The organism is Leptolyngbya sp. 'hensonii', assembly GCF_001939115.1.
GTDB lineage: Bacteria > Cyanobacteriota > Cyanobacteriia.
In genome coordinates this window covers 1-23,213 of the sequence record NZ_MQTZ01000030.1, presented here as the reverse complement: position 1 = coordinate 23,213, position 23,213 = coordinate 1, and the positions used below count along the sequence as shown (strand labels likewise).

Genomic DNA, 23,213 nt, shown 5'->3' with positions numbered 1-23,213 from the left:
ATTATGGATCAGCCCTCTAAATTACTGCAGAAATTCAGTCAGTCTCTCTTTGCAGATCCCACAGAGCGAGAACGATTCATTCAGGCCCTGATCCAGCCCACCCCATTCCCTCCCTGTATTCTCTGGTGCCAGGATCGTCCCCCAACCCCCCCCTTTGCGATTGAACCGCCCCTGCCCTGGCAACCCATCTTTGTCGATCGCCTAGCCCTGGGCGAAAAACCCGGTCGCCATTCCCTGCACCAGGCTGGTTCCTTTTATTGTTTGGATTTTTCTTCCGTCTTTGCCGCTTCCCCCCTACTGGGACTTCCTCCTGCTCCCAGACTGGTGCTAGACCTATGCGCTTCACCGGGGGGCAAGAGTATTTTTGCCTGGACAGCTTTACAACCCGACCGGCTACTTAGCAACGAGGTCATTGGCAAGCGGCTGGCTCCCCTGATCGCTAATCTGAAGCGCTGCCAGATCGAGCGCACGATCGTCCTCAACCAGGACCCTCAGGATCTGGCCATCGCCATTCCGGCTACGGCGAATGTCGTCATCGTGGATGCCCCCTGCACCGGCCAGTCCCTCCTGGCGAAGGGGGAGAAAGCCCCCGGCTGTTTTCACCCGGTCAGCATCAACAAAAATGCCAATCGGCAAAAAAGAGTCCTGGCCAATGCTGCCCCGATCGTGGCTCCTGGGGGCTATCTGCTCTACATGACCTGCGCCTACTCCAGAGAAGAAAATGAACAGGTGAGCACCTGGTTTCTGACCCGGTTTCCCCAGTTCCAACCCGTGGCGGTGCCTCAACTATCAGCCTATCAATCCCATCTGACAGAACAGCCCTGTTATCGCATCTGGCCCCAGTCTGGCCAGGGCGCAGGAGCATTTACAATGCTGTTCAAACAAACTGAAACAGGGGAACAGGAGGACTTATCTCAGGAGTTCCTGACGGGACGGAGACTGAATTTCCTGCATTTTCCCAAGACAGCGGTAGAATGATTTCTTCCACTGATTTGGGGATGATCATGGGAGCACTAAAAGGGCGCGATTTATTGAGTTTGGCTGACCTGAATGCGGATGAGGTCCAAGAGTTACTAGATCTGGCAATTCAGATGAAAACCGGTCAGATTGCTCCCGAATGCCGCAAAGTTTTGGGATTGCTGTTTTATAAAGCCTCTACCCGTACCCGAGTCAGTTTCTCCGTGGCCATGTATCAACTGGGCGGTCAGGTGATTGACCTCAACCCCAATGTGACCCAGGTAGGACGCGGGGAGCCCCTGGCTGATACAGCCAGAGTCCTCGATCGATACGTCGATATTATGGCCATTCGTACTTTTGATCAGGCAGACCTGGAAATGTTTGCCCAATATGCCCACATTCCCGTCATCAATGCCCTGAGTGACCTGGAACACCCCTGCCAAATCTTGGCCGATTTGCTGACGATTCAGGAATGCTTCGGATCCCTGGAGTCCCTCACCGTTACCTATCTGGGGGATGGCAATAATGTGGCCCACTCCTTGATGCTGGGTTGTGCCCTCACGGGTATGCATCTCAACGTAGCTACTCCCTCAGATTTTCAACCCCAGGCTGCGGTGGTGGCGCAGGCCCGCGCACTGGCGGGCGATCGCTCGGAAGTGGGCCTCACCGATGACCCGGTGGCTGCAGTCAAGGGAGCCCACGTCATCTACACCGATGTCTGGGCCAGCATGGGTCAGGAGGACTCTGCCGAAAGCCGCATTCCCCTGTTTCAGCCTTATCAGGTGAATGCGGAACTGATGCAATATGCAGCCCCAGGGGCGATCGTGCTCCATTGTTTACCGGCCCACCGGGGTGAGGAAATCACTGATGAGGTGATGGAAGGCCCCCAATCCCGGATCTGGGATCAAGCCGAAAACCGGATGCATGCTCAAAAAGCTCTGCTATACAGTCTTCTGTAACAAAACTGTTGACAAATTATTGCTGACGACGTAGGACCACCAGCGATCGGGCTGTCACGGGGATGGTCTGCTCCCCCGTGTAGAGTTTCTCCCCCTGGATAAACCGGGGTTCCTTCGTATCAATCACCAGACTCCAGTCAACCTGCCTGAATTCGGTGGGCAGACTGAACTCCAACAGCTCGTAATGGGCATTGAAACATATTAGAAAGCTGTCATCACTGATGCGTTGTCCTTGGGGACCAGGACTGGGAATTTTGTCCCCATTCAGGAAGACGGCGATCGACTTGGCAAAACCAACATCCCACTGCTCCTGGGTCATTTCACCCCCATCCGGGTTGTACCAGAGGATATCTGTCACCCCAGAACCATGGATGGCCTGCCCCTGGAACCATTTGCGCCGCCGAAAAACGGGATGCTGTCGTCGGAAGTCGATCAGCTCCCGGCAGAAATTCACCAGTTCCGCATTCTCCTCCGACAATTGCCAGTTAAACCAGGAAATTTCACTATCCTGACAGTAGGCATTGTTATTCCCCCCCTGGGTCCGCCCCATTTCATCCCCACCTAGCAGCATGGGAATCCCCTGGGATAACATCAACGTTGCCAGGAAGTTACGCTGCTGTTGCGATCGCAGTTGCAGCACCTGCGGATCATCCGTGTCCCCTTCAACGCCACAGTTCCAGGAACGGTTGTGACTTTCACCGTCCCGATTGTCTTCTCCATTGGCCTCGTTGTGTTTGTCGTTGTAGCTCACCAGGTCGTTCAGGGGAAAGCCATCATGGGCTGTGATGAAGTTGATACTGGCATTGGGCCGCCGTCCATTTGTCTGGTAATACAGATCCGGACTACCGGTGAGCCGATAGGCAAACTCTCCCAGAGTGCTGTCTTCCCCCCGCCAGAAATCCCGGACCGTATCCCGGTACTTCCCATTCCACTCAGACCACAGCACTGGGAAGTTACCCACCTGATAGCCCCCGTCACCCACATCCCAGGGTTCTGCGATCAGTTTCACATCCGCCAGTACCGGATCCTGGTGAATGATGTTGAAAAAAGCGGCCAGGTTATTCACCTCATAGAGTTCCCGAGCCAGGGCAGAGGCCAGATCAAACCGGAAGCCATCCACATGCATTTCGATCACCCAGTAGCGCAGGCTATCCATGATTAGCTTCAGCACCTGCGGTTGACGCACCCCCAGGGAATTGCCGCAGCCAGTGAAATCCATGTAGTAACGGGGATCCTGATCCACGAGGCGGTAGTAGATCGAGTTATCAATTCCCCGGAAGGAGAGGGTGGGTCCTAGATGGTTCCCTTCTCCTGTATGGTTGTAAACCACGTCCAGGATCACCTCAATTCCAGCTCGATGTAGAGCTTTAACCATCTCCTTAAACTCACTCACCTGTTGCCCCATGCTTCCACTGGCACTATAGCCAGCGTAAGGGGAAAAAAAGTTGATGGAGTCATAGCCCCAGTAATTTCGCAAGCCCTTGTCTACCAGGTGTCCTGGATAGGTCAGAAAGTGATGAATGGGGAGTAGTTCAACCGCCGTAATTCCAAGGCGCTGCAGATGTTCGATCGCCACTGGATGTCCCATACCGGCATAGGTTCCTCGTAGCTCTTTCGGGATCTCAGGATGGAGCTGGGTAAACCCTTTCACATGGACTTCGTAGATGACCGTTTCGTGCCAGGGGGTACGCAATTGGCGATCTCCCTCCCAATCAAAGGTCTGATCCACCACCACGGCTTTGGGAACCAGGTGGGCACTATCTCGATCGGAGCAGGAGAGATCGGCCTCTGGTGATTCCCAGTCGTAGCCCAATAATTCTGGACCATGACCGACATCCCCCTCGATCGCTTTCGCGTAGGGATCGATCAACAGCTTGTTGGAGTTGAAACGGTGTCCTTTGTGGGGGGCATATGGCCCTTGCACGCGGAAACCATAGCGCTGTCCGGGACCAATCCCTGGCAAATAGCCATGCCAGACAAAATTGCTCACTTCCTTGAGGGCAATGCGGGTTTCCTGATCGGCTCGATCGAACAGGCAAAGCTCTACACCCGTCGCATTTTCTGAGAACAGGGCGAAGTTCGTACCCTTACCATCCCAGGAAGAGCCAAGGGGGTAAACGGTTCCGGGCCAGAGTGCAACATACATAAATATTTGCCAGAGGATTAAGTGTTGGACAGGGATGAATGAGGCGTATTCAGCACATTAGCAAGTCCCTTCCCAGGGTTAGATCTATCCAAAGCAGGAATATCTCCAGTCGTAGCGAAAGATTCTGGCCCCTGCTCCGGTGAATTGACATACCGATGCAAATTCATCCGCTAGAATGGGATTGTAAGTAAATTTTTGTAAAGATTTCCTGACCTGTTTTTTTGCAGTTACCTTTGTTATGACACCCGTAATTCTGGATGAACAACTAGTTCATCGCTTCAACTTCTATTTCGAGGGCAATATCCGTCAGGGCATGCGCCATGGTTGTAGGCTTTACGGTCTGGTTGAGCAATTTAACAGTCGGCATCGCTTAAATGCTTACCAATTAGCCTGCGAGTTGGCAGAGCAAGGACTTCCGATCGTCGTGACCGTATCGGGTTCCTCTTACCGGGTATGGTTAGGCTTGGATTCTCCTAGCTATCCGCATTTTCACGCACGTCAGCAAGTGGCCTGGCAACCCCTACTCGTTGCCTGACAGTCTCCTAAATAAAACAAATGACAGATATTGATATTTGTCATTTACTATGCGACACTCATTCCATCAGGCGATGGAGAAGTGTCTATGGTGATGCGTCAGCTGGGAAAAAATGGCCCTAGGGTGTCGGCACTGGGGTTGGGCTGTATGGGCATGTCAGATTTCTATGGCCCTGCCGATCGGGAAGAGAGCATTGCAACAATTCACGCCGCTCTGGATGCAGGCATAACCCTGTTGGATACGGGCGACTTCTATGGCATGGGTCATAATGAGTTGCTCTTGCATGAAGCTCTGGTCGGACGGCGGCGGGAGGATGTTTTCATCGCTGTGAAGTTTGGGGCCCTGCGCTCCCCTGACGGGAGCTTCATCGGATTTGATGGCCGTCCGGCAGCCGTTAAAACGGCTCTGGCCTACACGCTGCAACGGCTGGGAACCGACTATATTGACCTGTACCAGCCTGCCCGTCTGGATCCAGCAGTGCCGATCGAAGACACGATCGGTGCGATCGGGGAAATGGTCCAGGCTGGGTACGTGCGGCACATCGGCTTATCCGAAGTCGGGGTGGAAACCATCCGCCGGGCCCAGGCCGTCCATCCCATCGCCTGGCTGCAAATCGAATATTCGCTCCTGAGCCGCAGTATTGAGGCAGAGATTTTGCCGACCGTGCGAGAACTGGGCATCGCCATCACAGCCTATGGGGTGTTGTCGCGAGGGCTGCTAAGTGGTCACTGGTCCAAAGAGCGATCGGGAACAGCCCAGGATTTCCGCAGCCACCTGCCCCGGTTTTCTGGCGAGAATCTCGATCAGAATCTGTCCCTGGTTGAGGCCCTGCGGACCATTGCCACAGAACAGGATGCCACAGTAGCCCAGGTCGCGATCGCCTGGGTACTGTCCCGTGGGGAGGATATCATTCCTCTGATTGGAGCCCGACGGCGCAGCCGCTTGGAGGAAGCGCTAGGATCTCTGACCCTGCACCTGAACGCAGATGAACTGGCCCGGATTGAGGCGGCGATTCCATTGGATGCGGTGGCCGGTGAGCGGTATGATGCAGGACAGATGGCCCTGTTAGATAGTGAAAAACCCGCATAGATGCGTTGCATTGCAATGGCAATCGGTGTGGTCTTGCCATGCAAATTTGTTTTCAAAATTCCAGAATGAATGATTCAGCCTTAACCCCGGATCGAATTCTTGACGCCGCAGAGGAGGTTTTGCGCCGCTTCGGTCCGGCCAAGGCAACTGTTGTTGATGTGGCCCGGTTTCTGGACGTGAGCCACGGCTCGATTTATCGGCATTTCCCCAGCAAAGCAGCTCTGCGGGATGCAGTGGCAGAACGTTGGCTGCACCGGGTTTCCCTGCCCCTGGCTGCGATCGCAGCAGAAAAAGGGCCTGCTCTGGAGCGGCTGCGTCACTGGCTGGGGCAACTGATGGCTTTGAAACGGCAAAAGGTCCTGGAGGATCCAGAATTGTTTGCCACCTATCATGCCATTGCCGAAGAAGCCCGCGAGGTTGTGCAGGCCCATGTGGATGAGCTGGAGGGCCAACTCACTCGGATCATTGCCAGTGGCGTTGCCAGCCAGGAGTTTCAGAGTTCTGACGCCCAGCGATCGGCCAAGGCCGTCTTCAATGCCACCATCCGATTTCACCATCCAGCCCATGCCTCCACTTGGAGCCATCCAGACATCGATGCAGACTTCGCCCAAGTCTGGCAACTGGTGCTTGCCGGTCTGGTCCATGGGGAAGGGAAATGATCCTGTACGAATGTCAGCTTTCAATGTCCTGACAGAGTTGTTGCGGTAATTGCTGGAGTACCCGCTGAAACGGCGCAAAATCTTTCAACCCGTGGGACAGAATCAATGCGCCCTGAATGGCAATCATGGCGTCTTCCCCGCGTTGTCTGGCCAGGGTTTCATCCAATCCTGCGGTGGTCAAAATTTTGGCGATCGCCTCAATCCACCGCGAAAAGGCTGCGGCAATTTGGGCGTGAAACAAATCATCACTCGATTGCTCCATGACTAAAATAGCCCACAGACAGGAATTTTGCCCCTGGTTAAAAAAGCGACTCGTCTCCTCGCACATGGTTTTGAAGGTGTCGATTGGCTTTGCCAGATGATGGTCTTCCCGATCGCTTGCCCTCGCGAGGATTTGTAAAATATGGCACTCCAGCCACTGATTGACAGAAGCCAGGGCCGCAGTTGCCATCTCAGCTTTACCGCCTGGAAAGTGATGATAGAGACTGGCTTTTCCCAGGCCGGTTTCCTGGGAAATTTTGGAGAGCGTAACCCCCTCATAACCAAACTGTCGAAACAGTTTAAGCAGGGTGGGGACATAGGTTTGTTTAGACATGAGCCAGAAAGTAAAGAGGAGCTATTGACAAATATACCGAACGGACGGTACAGCATCCACAGGTGGTTTTCCCTTATCTTGCCCTGGCCGGGGATGGCAAACTCCCCAGGTGCTGGCCTGGATCGATCGGGTCAAACAGTTCCCTGGTCATGGCTATCCCCCAGCAGTGCCTGTAAATCTGCGATAAAGCTGGCGAAAAAACCAACTTCATCCACCTGCAAGGCGACCCAGGCATTGGCGGTAGCTTTAGCCCTGTGACGTCGATCGAACAGGGTTTGGCCCCGAGTCCAATGCCCCTCGGTTTCCACGCGAACGGTGGCCCGTTGCAGCAGCAGCGTTTCTGGGTAAAACAGATAGCCGATCGTGGCAGCATCATGCACCAGAAATCCCTCTATACCGCTGATTTCCCGATACTTTAATGCAGTTCCGATCATGAACTCACAAAGACCTGTCAGCAATTGGGCGATCGGATGGGTTGAGTTGGTCTGGGCCACCGATCGGGCCATAGCGCGGGTAAAGACCAGGCGAGTCGTGATATCCAGGGGGATAACCACTGTGTTATGGCAACTCTGCAAGACAGTCTCAGCCGCTTCCGGATTAAACCAAACGTTAAATTCAGCCTGGGGAGTGACATTGCCATGGCATAGAAAGGCCCCAGCCATGATCACAATTTGCTTGGCCTGCCGGAGAATTCCTGGACATCGGGTTTCAGCGGCAGCCAGGTTCGTGAGGGGACCGATCGCCACGATCGTCATCTCCCCAGGGGCAGCCCGGATCTGCTCAATCATCAGGTCATCTGCCGATCGGGCTGTGGCCCAATCATGGATGGCAGGGGGCAGCGTATCAGACAAATTGCCCATCCCATCCGCGCCATGAATGTGGGAGGCGTCTCCCTTCTCTGCTCCGACGACCAGAACCCCCCGCCCTACTTCAATCTCTGGCAACCCAACGAGCCCCAGAATCTGACTAGCCGTGGTAAAGGTGCGGCGAGCTGCCACATTACCCTGAGTGGTGGTGATGGCTACAAGCTCAGCCAGTCCCTGCCTGACCAGGCTGAGTAGCCAGAGGCAAGCAAAGAGGTCATCACCACCCGGATCAGTATCGAGAATGATTTTGGGGATGGTCGAAGGAGCCATGGTCGATCATAGGGTCATAGAAGGGGCCTGAGTCAAATGGAGAATGACAGTGAGCAACTGCTCGACATTCAGGGGTTTGGCCAGGTATACCTGAAAACCCGCATCCAGACAGCGCTGCCGATCCAACTCCGTCGCCAGACCGGTCATCGCGATCGCGGGAATGTTACCACCCTGTTCAGCCGGAAGGGTTCTGAGTTGTCGGGTTAACGCATAGCCAAACTCATCAGGCAGGCGGATATCACAGAGAATGATATCAGGCAGAGAAGACTGGAGGACTTCCATTGCTGCCTGAACAGTTTCCACATAGGTCACGATGATACCTGACAATTGCAGAATGTCTCGGACAGCAACCAGGTTATCCAGATTATCATCAACCAACAACAGTTTTAGTCCTTGCAGAGCAGGATTGGAATCGCAGACACCCATGGCAACCCTTATACAAATGAATAAGTAATTCAGAAGCGTTACACTCAGGACCGGCAATCATGCATTAGCTGTTCAGGGTTTGCGACCCACAATTGTCCGATGCCGGGGGTCACTAGCAACCGTTGTAACAGACTCCAGACCTACCGATCGCAGGGCTGCTTCCAGATCAAAGGTGTAGTACTCGTCGGACCAAGGTTCCGTACTTTTCATCAATGTGAATAAGACGGGGGGAAGATTCTGAATAACAGGCGACTTGGGATTATTATCCACGATCGCCAAGTGCCCACCCGATCGCAGGAGCCGGGCTGCTTCCCGAAAAATGTCCAGGGTGGGCTGATGGGGCAACTCATGGGTTACAAACTGAAGCGTCACCAGATCAAAGGAGCCATTTGGCAGGTTGGTTGCTGCTGCATCCGCATGGAGCCATTCAGCAATCTCTTTCTGTGCATCCCGTTGTCTGGCCACGGTCAGCATGTAAGGGGATAAATCTAACCCGATCGTCAGCACAGGACTGTTCTGGCGAGACTGGAAAAAGCGGTGCAGGGCCAGGGTCGAAATTCCAACCGAACAGCCCATATCCAGGATATCTTGCACCGGTTCAGGGATCTGTTTGGCCAAAACCTGATGAAAACTGTCTCGCAGGCGGTTGTGGGCTTCCTGCCAGGTCTGAGGTTCATTTTTCCAGACCCGCAGGGCCATGGCATAGGTCGCTGATTCCGTCTCAAAGGCAGCCTCCCAGCACAGATTGCCTCGATCGTACGCATGGAAAGGCACCTGATAATAATCCGGGTAGGTTATGGCAGGATTGCTCACCTGCTCCAGTTGCGCCTGAATTCCTGAGTCTGCCAGTTCCTTGTATCGCTGTCGCCAGGGGACGCCATTCTTCTCAGCCGTTTTAATTAGCACCTGGCGGGCCTGTTGCTTCATAACCGCATACAGGGGTTTCGTCTGAATCAGAACATTAACACAGCGGGATAGCAAGTCGTCCCCTGCCCAGGCAGGTTTACTTGGAAGGTTCATGACAGAAAACTCGATCGGGAACGCTTTTACCATTAACTGTTTCTGGCTCCCTCTGTCAATCTCCAAGCGGGTATTTATGACTGCCCCCAACGATCAGTCATTTCATCGTTAAAATTAGGATCCTGAATTGAATAACCCCCAAGAGTTTCAGCCCTCACCTTCAACCCCCAACCCCTGCCCCTCGCCCACTGGAAGAGCAGGGGGGGCATTTAGGAGGAGGGTGGCGTTGCCGTGATGGCTGAATAGGGGGATAGAGCTCCCGCATGGGGGCATCAGCCGTCCGTCGTGATCTGGGTGACAACAGCCTTAATCACATCCTCGGACTGATCATGCGGCACCTGGCAGGTTCCGGCATTCAGGTGCCCACCGCCCCCGTGTTTCAACATCAGTTCACCAATGTTGGTTTTAGACGTGCGATTAAAGATGGATTTACCCACAGCCAGGACAGTATTTTGCTGTTTCAAACCCCAGAGGATATGCATGGAAATGTTGCATTCCGGGAACAGGGCGTAGATCATAAATCGGTTGCCCGCATGGATGACCTCTTCATTTCTCAAGTCCAACACCACCAGATTCTTATGGACCGTGGCACAGCGCTGAATCTGCTCTTTAAACTTAGGCTCCTGCTCAAAGTAGAGATCGACCCGCTCCTTCACATCTGGTAAATCCAGGATTTCGGAGATCGTATGCTGTTTGCAGTAATCTATCAGATGCATCATCAACTGATAGTTAGAGATGTTGAAATCCTTGAACCGCCCCAAGCCAGTCCGAGCATCCATCAAGAAACTCAGGAGGGTCCATCCTCTGGGTTCCAGCACATCCTCGATCGAGAACTGAGCTGAGTCTGCTTTGTCTACCGCCTCCATCATTTCTACCGCGATCGACGGAAAGCGATCTTTTCCCCCGTAGTAGTTATAAACCACCCTGGCAGCTGATGGTGCTTCAGGTTCGATAATATAATTCGCTTGAATATTTTCGTTTCTAATAGTTTCGCTCAGGTGATGATCGAAGGCTAGGTGAACTCCTGGAACAAAGGGGAGGTTGGTGGTAATGTCCTTGTCAGTAACCTCAATTTTGCCATCCTGCATATCTTTAGGATGAACAAATTTGATATCCTCAATCAGATCCATTTCTTTCAGCAGGACAGCACAAACGAGTCCATCAAAATCGCTTCTGGTTACTAATCTGTACTTGGCACTATCAGTCATTATTACGTGTCCTCCTGACAGGGATTCTGTGTTAGGGTGCCCAGGTTCTACGAAATGGTAACAGGGGGCTTGTTATGAGCCTTCTGCGAACTGTTATGGTAACAAGCTCCGTAGATCTGCTCTGGACATGAAAGCCCCATTCTACAGCCAGATAGAAAAGGTAGGGCTGAATAAACTCTTAAGACTGTTTATATTACCTTGCACCTGGGTTACGGCAACTGTCTAAGGCTCAAATCTGGCTTAAGTGATTGTTTGGACGCAATGTCCTGCAGTTTATACAGGTGTGGGCTTTGCTGAATGCAAATATGAATTACCCTCATCCCCAACCCTTCTCCCGCAGGAGAAGGGAGCTAAAACTCTTGTTCCCTCTCCTTTGGGAGAGGGCTAGGGTGAGGGCTGCATAAGGTTCAAGCACGAAAATCATCCTTCTATTCAGCAACGCCCAGGTGTGTACCGCTCTAATCAGGCAAATATTCAGTAAAACCTCCTGGAAGGCCGCAGACCTATAGATTAGGGTGCGATCGACAGTAGATGATCATGGTATTGGCATGAACCAACAAGCCAAGGGCAATTTCCAAACCAACGCCCTGGTTGGCTCCAGCCCAAAAATGGTCGATTCTTCAAGGGGCACCGTTTTACATCCCTTTAAAGGGGACGTAAGCCACCATAAATGATGTAAATGAGATTAGCAGATGCCAGACCGATTAAAGTGAAGATGGTGACCTGCATCCCCAACACACGATACCGTGAGCTTTCAGTCAGTAAGCCTCTTGCATGGAGGAAACGACCAGCAAGGATCGCAATACCACCAGCATGAATCAGAGCACCATGAGCTTTATTCAGCTCCAGAAGTAGCAGCAGAATCAGGGAGATTGGGATATATTCTGTTGCATTACCCTGGGCTCGGATTGCAACTTGAAGTTCAGATTCACCACCATCACCAAGACTGACTTTCTTGGTCTGACGCAGCTTGATGACGCGAAGTGATAGCCAGACGATCAACAGGGCCAACAATGAGGCGTACAAAGAACTGATCATTATTTCCTCTTGAGAATCTTTTAAGGGCGGGAGTTCCTTGCCATAGTAGCTTCTGTCCCCTGTTCTACTCTATTTTGTGTTTGCCAGGTTTTCCTGCCCCTCAACCATTCAAGAAGGAAACAGGAAGAAAATTCCGCAACCAATTGTCATGATAGCGAAAGCCAAAATTTTGAGGAAAAATGCAGCCCAGTACAGAACAGCTTCAGGAAACCACATTGTGGACGCAGATCTTGCTTTAATCGCAAATGGTGCAGGTAGGGTTGGCAATGTGATTAGTCTTTGAGCGAAAACCGATGTTAAAGCTGAACTATACCGAAGTTGGGCTTCGCAGCCCACATTTCCTCCCTGGCATAGTGGGCAAATTTAGCACGAGAGAGGGATACAAGTATGTTCTGACCGTCGTTTTCTCCCGGCTCAAAAAAAGTTGTAGTGCTCTCTCGACACTTTGTAGTATGTTGTATTATGCCTGCAACATAAGGTGAGCCCGAGAGGAGTTAATCCAATGAATACTCATTCCCTTACTCAAAACAGTTGCCTCTTGAAGCTTTTAGAGTTCTTACCCACTCATTTCTCTGGCACTTCCATGCCACGTCAAGAGGACTCATTAAATCAGGGAAATTCAGTTTCCATTCAGTCCAAGCAAAAGCGACAGAACATCCAGCAAGTCTATTACCTGGAACGGCGTTGCTTGTTCTAATTCCTGCTGATTCATCAGCCAACCTAAACCTTGAAAATTGCATAAGTGCCACCTTTGGGGATGTAGTTTAGTCCGGCTCAAAGCAGTCGCTTGTCGAGCGAAAGATCGTGGGTATCTTCTTACGGAGACGCTTTGCGAACAAATCCCATCATCCGTGCCTTGTAGCATCGTGGACGTAGTTTGAAGTCGCCGTGCCTCTCAAGCATGGAGAAGCAGGTGAAACTCCCATCAAGACTCCCCATGAGGACGAGTCCACTGCTCTCCGCCTTTGAGAACGTGGTGTAACGGCAAACATCTTGGTCTACGAAATCAAAGAATGAAGGTTCAATTCCTTCCGTTCTCGCCAATTCTGGAGGGTACCGCCGAACGGCTGGCAACTGGTCTTGTAGCTTGCTTCCCGCAGGGTAAACCAGGGTAGTCCTTGGGCTAGGGGTATTGCCTATGCCTTCGGCAGGCTTCGCCAACGGCAACGCTGCGCGTTCGCCTGGGCGTTCCGAAGGAAACGATTCCTCTATCCTCCGCCTAATGGGAAGTTGGTGAAGCTGGTGCTCACGTGCCGCTGAAAACGGCGAGAAGGCGGTTCAATCCCGTCACTTCCCACTCATTGCCCCATAGCTTAATGGCGGAGCTGGCGGCTGTTAACCGCAGGGTTGTAGGTACCGCTTCGCGGAAGCAAGCTACGAGTCCTACTGGGGCAGCCATTTATTGCAGGATGTGACGATTGGCAAGTCGCTCTGAATCTGAATCAGAGAGAGGTTGGTATCTCCTAACGGAGGCGCTGCGCGAACGATCCCAACTCCTGCATCCAATGCCCTATGGTGTAACTGGCAACATCCCTCGCTTTGAACGAGGAGAGACCAGGTATTGCCTATGCCTTCGGCAGGCTTCGCCAACGGCAACGCTGCGCGAACAATGCCTGGCGGGGCAATCGGGAGGGTAAAGCTTACCTGGTATGAAATGTCAATTACATAGGCCAATTTCTGAATTGAAAAAAGCTCAGTTTTGAGCCCCTAAGTAAAAAGTTGATGAGATCGCAAATTGGTAGAAACGACAATTATCAGTACGAAGAACCTCAGTTAGATTTAGAGTTGCGTGGTTGCTGTGGAAAGGATCGAGAGACAGCGGCTTGTTTACGGAAACTTTCAGTCTAAAACTCGATAATTGTCGGGTGATGCACTAATCGATCGATGGCAGCAAGAGCGATCATAGAGTCTGGGAAGATGGTATCCCCGTGACTGAAAGGCTGGTTAGCAGTAATCAGGAAACTCCTGCGCTCGTAACGATGTGACATGATATGGGGAGCCATAGAGGCATGAGATTGGGGTTGAAACTGTTGTTGCAATCGGGACAAACTGAGCCTCCCTTGCTGGAGTTGTGTTTGCAGGAAGTCAGCAATGGCTGATTCCTGGTTGTGAGTGGCAGCTAAATAGAGGGCCTCCACTATCAGACGAGCAGCCAAATCAGTCTCTACAGCAGCTTTTAACTGTTGCCCTAGGTCCTGCCATGGGGGATTCGGCAAGAGGTCTTGCTGCCATTGGCAGTAGAGAAATGCCCTGGGTTTGCGTCTGAGGCTATCAATCACATGACGATAGTTGACGCAACGAACCCGTCGGACCTTGGCACTCCCCGATACATGCAACCGAGGTAGTTCTACCACCTGGGTGGTGCCGACAAAGCTAACGATGGGGTCATGATACAGATGCAAGGTGAGGCGTTATGGATGGTAGAGGACGATGCCACGACAATATTTTTATTGAACGGTTGTGGCGTTGGCGAAGCCTCTCCTGTGGAGAATTATTGAAGTATGAGTTGATTTACTTGATGGCGTTTGAAGATGGAATTCATTTGAATCAGGAGGTGAAAAGATGGTTTCATTGGTATAATCAAGAACCTCCGCATCAAGCATTGAATTATCGCATGCCAGACGTTGTGTATTGGGAGAAGCGAACAGGTAAGGAAGCTTGAATGAGGAAAACTGGATCTCAATTTTCAGAGCTTAGAGATCCCTCAGAATTGTCTAGCCGATTGGGTCCACTTCAGTTCGAGCAAAAAGATCTAAGTATGTGCCAAATGTGTTGACCCAACAGGCAGCGATCGCCGTGATTCAACAGTGTGATGGTATCTATCAACTGGTTGTGAAGCTACTTTATCGAAGCGGTCTTCGCTTAATCGCAGGGTTGCGCTTGCGAGTTAAGGATGTTGACTTTGTTCAACAGAGAACATGCGAATGGGTGGTGTATGCATTCGCAGCGCCTAAAATAAAAATAGAGACGCAGCATGCTGCGTCCCTATGCTTCTAAAGTTGAGTCCTAGCTTTAACGGGATTAACGTTTGGCCAGTTTCTTCGCCACCTTCCGCAACCGGATCGACTGAGGGGTGACTTCGACGAGTTCATCTGGTCCAATATACTCAAGAGCCCGTTCCAAACTCATGTCGATCGGGGCCTGCAACTGCACCAGTTCATCTCCACCCGCAGCCCGATGGTTCGTCAACTGCTTGGTCTTGCAAACATTCAGGTCCAGATCCTGAGGACGGTTATGCTCACCCACAATCATCCCCTTGTAGACCTTGGTACCGGGAGTAATGAAGAATACGCCCCGATCTTCAGCGTTCTTCATGGCATAGAAAGTGGCCGTCCCTTCTTCAAAGGAGATTAAGACCCCATTCCGACGAGCCTCAATGTCGCCCACCAAGGGGCGGTAGTCCAGGAAACTGTGGTTCATGATGCCCTCGCCCCGAGTCAGTCGCATAAACTCACCCCGGAAACCAATCAGACCCCGGGCCGGAATGACAAATTCCAACTGGGTACGGCCATTGGTGCCCACCTGCATATCCTGCATTTCTCCCCGGCGCTGGCCCAATCGCTCAATACAACCGCCCACCCCATCTTCAGGCACATCCAGCACCAGAGTCTCGTAAGGTTCACAGGGCTGGCCACTGACTTCCCGATAAATAACCTGCGGCTGAGAAACCTGGAACTCATAGCCTTCCCGGCGCATGGTCTCAATCAGGATGCCCAGGTGCAGTTCACCCCGTCCCGAAACCAAGAGCTTATCGGGAGAATCCGTTTCCTCGACTCGCAGAGCCACGTTGGTTTCCAGTTCGCGCATCAACCGATCGCGCACCTGACGAGAGGTGACAAACTGCCCTTCTTTACCTGCGAACGGGGAGTCATTCACCGAGAAGGTCATCTGCAGGGTGGGCTCATCCACCTTGATCAAAGGCAGAGCATGGGGTTCATTGGGGCAGGTAATCGTTTCCCCAATGTTCGCATCAGCGAAACCGGCCACCGCCACGATATTGCCAGCAGATGCAGATTCAATCTCAATCCGCTTTAGGCCCTCAAAGCCCATCAGTTTGGTAATTTTGGACTTAATGATGTTGCCTGATTCCACAACCAAGGCTGCCTGCTGACCGGTACGGATGGTGCCGTTGTGAATTTTGCCAATCACGATTCGGCCCAGATACTCGGAGTAATCCAGGGTAGTAACCTGTAGTTGCAGCGGTTTTTCTGGATCGCCGATTGGAGGGGGAACATGCTCCAGAATAGCATCAAACAACGGTTGCATGTCCTTCGCTTCTTCTTCCAGATCGTTCTTGGCAAAGCCGTTTAAGCCAGAACCGAACAGGTAGGGAAAATCACACTGATCGTCGTCTGCTCCGAGCTCGATGAACAGATCCAGAACCTTATCGACCGCACCCATGGGATTGGCTTGGGGCCGATCAATTTTGTTGACAAACACGATCGGGCGCAGCCCTTTTTCCAGGGCTTTCTTCAGCACGAATCGGGTTTGGGGCATGGGGCCTTCATTGGCATCGACAATCAGCAGACAGCCATCGACCATGCCCAGGACCCGCTCTACCTCACCACCGAAGTCAGCGTGGCCAGGCGTATCGACGATATTGATCAGCATGTCTTTGTAGTGGACTGCTGTATTTTTAGACAGAATGGTGATCCCTCGCTCCCGCTCCAGATCGTTGGAATCCATTACGCAATCGGGGATATCTTCCCCTTCGCGGAAGGTGCCGGACTGTTTCAGCAAAGCGTCAACGAGGGTTGTCTTGCCGTGGTCAACGTGGGCAATGATGGCGACATTGCGAATTGGGAGCGTCATAGGGATGTTTGGGAGAAAGAGTTTTTGAGAAGAGCTTCTTAAGAAATTTTTTCTTGGAATCAGACAGAAGCTCTGGTAAAGAACCTTTACAATTCTAGCTTACCTGTTCCTGGGAAGTTCAAGCAGAACAGAAGCAAATTCTATTTCTAAGGAATGAGAATTAAATAACACCGATAAACTCCTGATTGCCCTCACCCCCCTGCCCCCTCTCCCATCGGGAGAGGGGGAGGGGGCAGGGGGTGAGGGCTGAAAATTTCGGAGTTATTAAATCCACGATCCTAAGGAATCGGCATTAAATAAAGTGCCAAACTCCTGACTACCCTCACTCCCCTATCCTCGAGGGGATTGAATCCGTGATCCTAAGATTTGCCGCTGCCAATCAGGTAGAGGAGGGCCATTCTGACGGCAACACCACTAGTGACTTGCTGGGCAATGAGACTGAATTCGGGGTCATCCATCAGGGCAGAGCTGATCTCCACACCCCGATTCACTGGACCTGGGTGAAGCACCTTGACTCCAGGGCAGCAATGTTTGAGCCGATCGTGGGTGAGGCCAAAACCTTGGTGATATTCCCGCAGGCTGGGTAACAGATACTCGGTCATCCGCTCTTTCTGCAACCGCAGGGTCATAACAAAATGGGCATTTTCCAGGGCCGGTTCGATCGACCAGTGGACAAATATTTGCCCCCCTACCGGAGACTGAGCTCCTGGGAACTGAGCGAACAGTCGAGGCAGGAGGGTAGGGGGTCCGGCCAGGTGAACCTCAGCCCCACTGGCCGTCAGGCTCCAGAGGTTGGAACGGGCGACCCGGGAGTGCAAGACATCCCCCACGATCGCCACCTTCTTACCTTGTAATAGGTTCAGGCGAGGATCGGTTGGGTCCAGTAAGGAACAGAGGGTGAACAAATCCAGCAGAGCCTGGGAAGGGTGCTCATGTTGCCCATCCCCAGCGTTGAGAATACTGACCCGGGTTTCCAATCGGTCTAATTCATCGGCGATCGCCTGGGGAACACCCGCCTGCTGGTGGCGAATTACCATAATATCGGTACCCATGGCCAGGTAAGTCAGTGCCGTATCCAGGATCGTTTCGCCTTTACTGAGGGAAGAGGTGCCCGGTGCAAAGTTAAGGGTATCGGCAGAGAGCCGCTTGGCCGCCAGTTCAAAGCTATTGCGGGTGCGCGTCGAGGGTTCAAAGAACAGGTTGGCAACCACCTGACCTTGCAAGGTTGGGACCTTCTTTGTGCGTCGGGAAAGAACTTCCCGAAAGCTGGCCGCCGTTTGCAGCACGGTATCGTAGTCCTGCTGGGAAAAATTGGCCAAGGAAATGATGTGGCGGTGAGGCCAGGGAGTAGACATAGACGAGGCAATAGTCAAAGTTCAAGATTAATCGCCGCCCTGAACAATATACTTCACTGTGGTCAGGGCATCTGTCCCAATCATGCCCCGACGATGGCCCCGCTGATTAGACATACCCAGGAAAATGGCATCTCCGTGTCTGGAGTTGCGCGAGAAGCGGGGTGAGGCATTGATGTAGGTTGAGGCACTGTTGATCCCCTGGGCAAACTGCCGACTCTCCTGATAAGACTCCGTGACCAGGCAGTCAGCATGGCCGCTACTATAGCGGTTAATCCAGGAGATGGCGGATGCCAAACTCTCGATCGTCTTAAACGCCACAATCCTATCCAGATAGGCCGTATTCCAATCGCCCTCCTCTGCCAGTCTCAGATCCGGAAATTCTTCCTGCAAGAAAAGGTCTACCCGCAGTTGAAAGCCTTTTTCCTTCAAACTGTTCCATAGCATCGTCAGTGATGAGCGGTTGTGCTCCTTGTGAATCAGAACTTTTTCAATTGCATTGACGGGGTCCGGTTCACTCTGGTGACTATCGATAATCATCCAGCGGGCGGTCTCCAAACTCCCTGAAGGAGACCAGTACAGGTAACAGTTGCCCATGGCCGATCGCAGCACAGGGGCAGTGGCCTGCCGTATAACCTGCTGAATCAGACTAGGACGACCATAGGGAATAATTAAGTTGACATAGCGATCCTGGGTAACCAGATCCCGAATCGACCCACCCTGATCCGAGGGCAGCAATTCGAGGCAGCCCTCTGGCAGACCCACCTCCCGAATAGCAGATTGCAACACCTGGGCTATCACAGCATTGGATTGGCTGGCCTCACTCCCTCCCTTCAAAATCAAGCAATTTCCGGTTTTTAAGCAGAGCCCCGCTGCGATCACTGCCAGATCAGGAAAGGCTTCATAGACCAAGGCAATCACACCCAGGGGCATGGGTTGACAATAGGCGTGGGAATGGGCCAGTTGGTAGGTTGCATTGAGCATGCGACCCAGGGGATCGGGAAGTTCTGAGAGGCGCTGCAGAATTTGTAGCGTGGTCTGAATTCGCTCTGGTGTCAACTTCAACCAATCCAGAACCAGTTCAGGGATGGCCATCTCTCGACTGGCTTCCAGATCCAGGGTGTTCGCTTCCAGAATATCGTTCTGGTAACGCTTGAGGGCCTGAGCCATGGCCTGCAAAGCGCGGCTTCGATCCGCCCCTTTAATTGCAGCCAACTCCAGGGAGGCCTGAAAGACCCGTCGAACAATAGTCGTAAAGTCCGGTAAGTTACTGTCCACTCAACGCCTGTAAGCTAACCACAACATGAGTGCTGGCAACATTGCCAGCAGGATAAACAGTACAAGCCAGGGAATAGTGCTACTGGGATGATTAGGGGCACGGAGCGCCAGAGGCAAACAAATCACCAGCAGGACTCCGATCATGCCCAGAGCCAACGGCAAGTAGTTCTCTCGGAAACCAGAGTGGGCAAAGTTCCACTGGTGACCGCTCCAGCGCCACGATCGTTTATAAGGATAAGTGGTAGATAACTGCTCAATCACATAGCCGCTGTCCTGGACCACGAAAATCTGCTGGCAGCGATTACAGCCAAAGGCTTCTGTCAGCGAGATCGGCACAAGGCGGCCCCGCCGCCGACAGGGGCAGGGATAATCTGTGTTGAGATCAATTTTCTGAGCTTTATGGGTTTGCACAAACGCTGCAGGACACTCCTTCCGTCATTGTAGTCACACTTTCCCACAGCTACCATAGACTCCACCTGGAAATTTAACTTGTGCTTGTCCCTGATGCCTGACTGCTCCCTCCCCATGCCCCGGCTTACCCCGCCAGCTGATTTTCCTGGAAATCTGACCCGTTCTGACTCAGCGGAATCTCAATCATAAATTCTGTGCCCCGATCGGGTTGGGACTGGCAGATTAACCTCCCACCATGCCGTTCTATGATCTGATAGCTGGTAGCTAACCCCAAACCCAATCCCTGGCCAACAGGTTTGGTGGTAAAGAAGGGATCAAAGAGGTGTGCCTGCATTGCTTCTGGAATGCCCACCCCGTTGTCTCGAATCCCGATTTGTACCTTGGCATCGGGCATCAGTTGGGTCTGGATGACGATCGTGTAGGGAGGCATGGGATGGTCCCCAGCTCGGGAGGAAATTTCAGGGATCGCTGGTTCCACAAAAGCCTGATTCCCTGCATCTACCTTCCCATTGGCCATCATCACATCGATCGCATCGATCGCATTCGTGAGCAGGTTGAGAAATACCTGATTGAGCTGACTGGCATAGCAAGTGACCATGGGGAGATTGCCGTAATTCCGAATGACTTTAATGTCTGGACGAGTCTGATCTCCCTTCAGGCGGTGTTGCAGGAGCAGCAGGGTACTTTCCAGTCCTTCGTGCAGGTTAACAGATTTTAATTCTGCTTCTCCCAGACGAGAGAAAATCCGTAGCGCTAGCACAATGGACCGAATGCGATCGGCCCCCGCTTGCATCGAATCCATCAGCTTGGGGAGATCAGCCGCCAGATAGGGCAGATCAACCTGTTCGATCGCCTCCTGGAGAAAAGCCGAAGGGTGCGGGCATTCCTGTTGATAACGCTGAACCAGATCCAGCAAAGCGTGCATGTAGTCCCGCGCAGGTTGCAGATTACCGGAAATAAAATTGATCGGATTATTGATCTCGTGGGTGACCCCAGCCACCAGGTTACCCAATCCGACCATTTTCTCCCGCTGGATCAGCTCAGTCTGGGCCTGCTTCAACTCCTGCAAAGCCTGAGTCAGTTTTTTATTTTGCTGTTTCAGTTGAGTCTGCAATTTCTTCAGGGCTAACTGGGTATTGAGTCGGGCCAGAACCTCTTCAAATTGAAACGGCTTCGTAATATAGTCCACCGCACCCAGTCGAAACGCCCTGACTTTATCCAGAACATCATCCAGAGCGCTTAGGAAGATGACCGGAATCCCTTCAGTTTCCGGATCTGCCTTCAACTGCTGACACACTTCATAGCCATTCATTCCAGGCATGGTGATGTCGAGCAGAATCAGGTCAGGCAGGGCTGCCTTGACGGCAGTTAAGGCCATCTGTCCATTCAATGCTTTACGAACCCCGTATCCCTGCTCTCCCAGCAGGGTTGATAGGAAGCGAATATTGTCTGGCATGTCGTCAACAACCAGAATGTCAGCTTCCAATCCATCGGCAGGATTATGATTCATCGCGCTTCTAGTCCGTTGATGCAGATTTTGGTGAAGCTAGCCAGGTGTTTGGCCTCTTAAGTAATTCTCTCGCATCCGCCACTGGGAGAGGACGAGAGAACAGATATCCCTGGGCATAATCACAGCGGAGGCTTTTTAACTGAGCCAGTTGCATGGCAGTTTCGACTCCTTCAGCCACCACATCCATCCCCAAATTCCAGGCCAGGTTGACGATCGTCCGCACCAGTTCCAGTTTTTCACCATCTACATCCACATTGCTGATAAACGAGCGATCGATCTTGAGGGTATCCATGGGCAGGTTGTACAGGTAGCTGAGGGAAGAATAGCCTGTGCCAAAGTCATCGATACTGAGTTGAATACCCCGTTCTTGCAACTCCTGAAAGAGTCCCGCTGCCAGTTGGGGGTTTTCCATAATGGCACTTTCAGTTAATTCCATTTTGAGGCACATCGGGTTAATCCCCGTTTCGGCTAGAATCTCATCCACCTGTTCAATCAGGGTATGGCGGATTAACTGCCGGGCCGACAGGTTGACACTCATCACCAATGGACAAGTCAACAGACCCTCGTCCTGCCAGTGACGGAGTTGATGACAGGCTTCTCGAATAATCTGATGACCGATTGCTGCAATGATTCCCGTTTCCTCGGCTATGGGAATGAACTGATTGGGCGTAATCAGCCCCCACTGAGGATGCTGCCAGCGAGCCAGGGCTTCGAAGCCCACGATTCTCCCCGTATTGACTGCTACGATCGGCTGGTAATGCAGAATAAACTCCTGTTGCTCCACTGCTCGACGCAGATCCATTTCAATTTGAACCGCCTGAAAGGTTTCAGCATGCATGGCGGTGTCAAAAACCTGATATTGAGCTTTGCCTGCAGCCTTAGCCCGATACATGGCAATATCAGCATCTCGCATGACATGCTCTGGTTCTTCATAGTTGGAGTGACCCGTCGCAATCCCAATACTGAAACTCACGAAAACCTCATGTCGGCTGAGTTGGAAAGGACTGGCAAATAAGGCCAGGATCTGCTCAGCCAGATGAGTTGCCTGGGCAGCATTGGTCACTCGCTGCAATAAGATGGCAAATTCGTCTCCATTCAATCGAGCCAGGGTAGCCGATGAATCCAGCAGGGCCTCCAAACGGCGAGCGGCAGCAACCAGCAGTTCATCCCCCACCATGTGCCCGAGGGAGTCGTTGATCGTTTTGAACCGATCGCAATCCAGAAACAGCACGGCAAAGCGATAGTCTGGATCGGTTTTCGCCTGACTCAGAGACTGTTCCAGACTCTGCATAAACAGGACCCGATTGGCCAGTCCCGTCAGATCGTCCCGTAATGCCATCGTCAACAATCGGGCGTTGGCTAGCTCCAGTTCTTGCGTCCGTTCTCTAACCTTTTCTTCCAGATGGGTATTTAGCAAGCGAATTTCCTGTTCCGCCGCTTTTAACTGCAATTGATTTTGAACACGAACCAGAACTTCCTCAACATAAAAGGGCTTGGTAATATAGTCCACGCCACCGACCTCAAACGCCCTCACCTTATCCAGAACATCATCCAGTGCACTGAGGAAAATAACTGGAACAGAGTCACTGTGGGGATCTGCTTTCAGTTTCTGGCACACCTCATAACCATTCATATCCGGCATCATGATGTCTAGCAGAATCAAATCAGGTTGGAGGGACTGGATGGCCTTCAAGGCCATTGTGCCATTCATAGCTTTACGCACCTGATATCCTGCCTGAGTCAAAATGTCAGACAGAACGCGCAAGTTATCTGGCGTATCATCCACGATCAGAATATCGGACCCAAACACACGACCCCGATTGTTGTTCATGGTTCTTGACGGACTCTACTAAGTAGGTCGGAGGGATAAAGTATAAGATAGATTTGGCCCTCTACTGGTTGTCTCTAGTGCCTGCCCCCTTACGAATCAAACTGAGTGACGAGGAAGACCGCACCCTGGCTGAACTGAGATTAGCCACGACCGTGCCGCAACGAACCCGAGACCGTGCCCATATGCTGCGGCTGAATGCGCAAGGATGGACCGCCCCGGCAATCGCCGAGGTCTTTGAGTGCCATGAACAT

General features: G+C 52.2%; 20 protein-coding genes, 4 tRNA genes and 2 pseudogenes. 11 read left to right on the top strand and 15 right to left on the bottom strand.

Going from position 1 to position 23,213, the window contains the following annotated elements; genetic code table 11:
• Positions 1-3: 3 nt before the first annotated feature.
• Positions 4-978: an RsmB/NOP family class I SAM-dependent RNA methyltransferase gene (locus BST81_RS10735; RefSeq protein WP_075598531.1), complete on the top strand. Its 975-nt coding sequence runs from the start codon at positions 4-6 to the stop codon at positions 976-978.
• Positions 979-1,004: 26 nt separating this feature from the next.
• On the top strand, positions 1,005-1,916 hold the full coding sequence (gene argF / locus BST81_RS10730) for an ornithine carbamoyltransferase (protein ID WP_075598548.1): 912 nt from the start codon (positions 1,005-1,007) through the stop codon (positions 1,914-1,916).
• A 16-nt stretch (positions 1,917-1,932) separates the two neighbouring features.
• Here argF and glgX read toward each other — a convergent pair whose 3' ends face one another.
• Positions 1,933-4,062, bottom strand: coding sequence for a glycogen debranching protein GlgX (glgX, locus tag BST81_RS10725; RefSeq protein WP_075598530.1), 2,130 nt, complete (start codon positions 4,060-4,062; stop codon positions 1,933-1,935).
• Between the two features lie 238 nt (positions 4,063-4,300).
• Between glgX and BST81_RS10720 the strand changes: the two genes are divergently transcribed.
• The 3 genes from BST81_RS10720 (at position 4,301) to BST81_RS10710 (ending at position 6,345) form a co-directional block, all read left to right on the top strand.
• A complete protein-coding gene (locus BST81_RS10720; protein WP_075598529.1) occupies positions 4,301-4,597 on the top strand; it encodes a hypothetical protein in 297 nt (98 codons plus the stop codon).
• An 87-nt stretch (positions 4,598-4,684) separates the two neighbouring features.
• Complete coding sequence (locus BST81_RS10715) at positions 4,685-5,686, top strand: aldo/keto reductase (protein ID WP_075598528.1); 1,002 nt, start codon at positions 4,685-4,687, stop codon at positions 5,684-5,686.
• A 65-nt stretch (positions 5,687-5,751) separates the two neighbouring features.
• Complete coding sequence (locus tag BST81_RS10710; protein WP_075598527.1) at positions 5,752-6,345, top strand: TetR family transcriptional regulator; 594 nt, start codon at positions 5,752-5,754, stop codon at positions 6,343-6,345.
• Positions 6,346-6,358: 13 nt separating this feature from the next.
• On the opposite strand, the gene BST81_RS10705 is transcribed toward BST81_RS10710, so the two are convergent.
• From BST81_RS10705 to BST81_RS10680, 6 genes are all read right to left on the bottom strand, one after another.
• Positions 6,359-6,940 carry a TetR/AcrR family transcriptional regulator gene (locus tag BST81_RS10705; RefSeq protein ID WP_075598526.1) on the bottom strand — a complete coding sequence of 194 codons (582 nt, stop codon included), beginning with the start codon at positions 6,938-6,940 and terminating at the stop codon, positions 6,359-6,361.
• Between the two features lie 131 nt (positions 6,941-7,071).
• Positions 7,072-8,076: a nucleoside hydrolase gene (locus tag BST81_RS10700; protein WP_075598525.1), complete on the bottom strand. Its 1,005-nt coding sequence runs from the start codon at positions 8,074-8,076 to the stop codon at positions 7,072-7,074.
• Positions 8,077-8,082: 6 nt separating this feature from the next.
• Positions 8,083-8,502 carry a response regulator gene (locus BST81_RS27455; protein ID WP_075598524.1) on the bottom strand — a complete coding sequence of 140 codons (420 nt, stop codon included), beginning with the start codon at positions 8,500-8,502 and terminating at the stop codon, positions 8,083-8,085.
• A 72-nt stretch (positions 8,503-8,574) separates the two neighbouring features.
• Positions 8,575-9,522 carry a class I SAM-dependent methyltransferase gene (locus BST81_RS10690; RefSeq protein WP_075598547.1) on the bottom strand — a complete coding sequence of 316 codons (948 nt, stop codon included), beginning with the start codon at positions 9,520-9,522 and terminating at the stop codon, positions 8,575-8,577.
• Between the two features lie 272 nt (positions 9,523-9,794).
• Positions 9,795-10,730, bottom strand: coding sequence for an exopolyphosphatase (locus BST81_RS10685; RefSeq protein WP_075598523.1), 936 nt, complete (start codon positions 10,728-10,730; stop codon positions 9,795-9,797).
• A gap of 645 nt (positions 10,731-11,375) precedes the next feature.
• Positions 11,376-11,768, bottom strand: coding sequence for an MAPEG family protein (locus BST81_RS10680; protein ID WP_075598522.1), 393 nt, complete (start codon positions 11,766-11,768; stop codon positions 11,376-11,378).
• A 753-nt stretch (positions 11,769-12,521) separates the two neighbouring features.
• Here BST81_RS10680 and BST81_RS28035 point away from each other — a divergent pair.
• The 4 genes from BST81_RS28035 to BST81_RS28030 all read left to right on the top strand — a co-directional run bounded on the left by BST81_RS28035 (position 12,522) and on the right by BST81_RS28030 (position 13,166).
• Positions 12,522-12,622 (top strand) — tRNA-Asp (locus BST81_RS28035).
• Positions 12,623-12,735: 113 nt separating this feature from the next.
• Positions 12,736-12,811 (top strand) — tRNA-Arg (locus BST81_RS10675).
• 181 nt (positions 12,812-12,992) lie between these two features.
• Positions 12,993-13,065 (top strand) — tRNA-Phe (locus BST81_RS10670).
• 5 nt (positions 13,066-13,070) lie between these two features.
• Positions 13,071-13,166 (top strand) — tRNA-Asn (locus BST81_RS28030).
• 449 nt (positions 13,167-13,615) lie between these two features.
• Here BST81_RS28030 and BST81_RS28445 read toward each other — a convergent pair.
• Together BST81_RS28445 and BST81_RS28785 are read right to left on the bottom strand one after the other, a co-directional pair.
• Positions 13,616-13,816 (bottom strand): annotated as a pseudogene (locus BST81_RS28445) (ATP-binding protein); the annotation flags it as partial.
• Positions 13,790-14,197 (bottom strand): annotated as a pseudogene (locus BST81_RS28785) (IS21 family transposase); the annotation flags it as partial. The pseudogenes BST81_RS28445 and BST81_RS28785, both read right to left, overlap by 27 nt.
• A 29-nt stretch (positions 14,198-14,226) precedes the next feature.
• Here BST81_RS28785 and BST81_RS10660 point away from each other — a divergent pair.
• The gene (locus BST81_RS10660; protein WP_253188214.1) at positions 14,227-14,430 is read left to right on the top strand and encodes a transposase; all 204 of its coding nucleotides are present in this window, start codon (positions 14,227-14,229) and stop codon (positions 14,428-14,430) included.
• A gap of 359 nt (positions 14,431-14,789) precedes the next feature.
• Here the strand turns inward: BST81_RS10660 and typA are convergent, their stop codons facing one another.
• The 6 genes from typA to BST81_RS10625 form a co-directional block, all read right to left on the bottom strand.
• Positions 14,790-16,580, bottom strand: a complete 1,791-nt coding sequence (typA, locus tag BST81_RS10650) for a translational GTPase TypA (protein ID WP_075598518.1) — start codon at positions 16,578-16,580, stop codon at positions 14,790-14,792.
• Positions 16,581-16,939: 359 nt separating this feature from the next.
• On the bottom strand, positions 16,940-17,953 hold the full coding sequence (locus tag BST81_RS10645; RefSeq protein ID WP_363079820.1) for an aspartate carbamoyltransferase catalytic subunit: 1,014 nt from the start codon (positions 17,951-17,953) through the stop codon (positions 16,940-16,942).
• Positions 17,954-17,962: 9 nt separating this feature from the next.
• Positions 17,963-19,210 carry a glutamate-5-semialdehyde dehydrogenase gene (locus BST81_RS10640; protein ID WP_075598516.1) on the bottom strand — a complete coding sequence of 416 codons (1,248 nt, stop codon included), beginning with the start codon at positions 19,208-19,210 and terminating at the stop codon, positions 17,963-17,965.
• Complete coding sequence (locus tag BST81_RS10635) at positions 19,211-19,621, bottom strand: hypothetical protein (RefSeq protein ID WP_075598515.1); 411 nt, start codon at positions 19,619-19,621, stop codon at positions 19,211-19,213.
• A 124-nt stretch (positions 19,622-19,745) separates the two neighbouring features.
• Positions 19,746-21,131: a response regulator gene (locus tag BST81_RS10630; protein WP_075598514.1), complete on the bottom strand. Its 1,386-nt coding sequence runs from the start codon at positions 21,129-21,131 to the stop codon at positions 19,746-19,748.
• Between the two features lie 7 nt (positions 21,132-21,138).
• On the bottom strand, positions 21,139-22,962 hold the full coding sequence (locus BST81_RS10625; RefSeq protein ID WP_075598513.1) for a GGDEF domain-containing response regulator: 1,824 nt from the start codon (positions 22,960-22,962) through the stop codon (positions 21,139-21,141).
• A 53-nt stretch (positions 22,963-23,015) separates the two neighbouring features.
• Between BST81_RS10625 and BST81_RS10620 the strand changes: the two genes are divergently transcribed.
• Positions 23,016-23,213, top strand: a 198-nt coding sequence (locus BST81_RS10620; RefSeq protein ID WP_363079816.1) for a helix-turn-helix domain-containing protein, incomplete at its 3' end; no start/stop codon positions are given.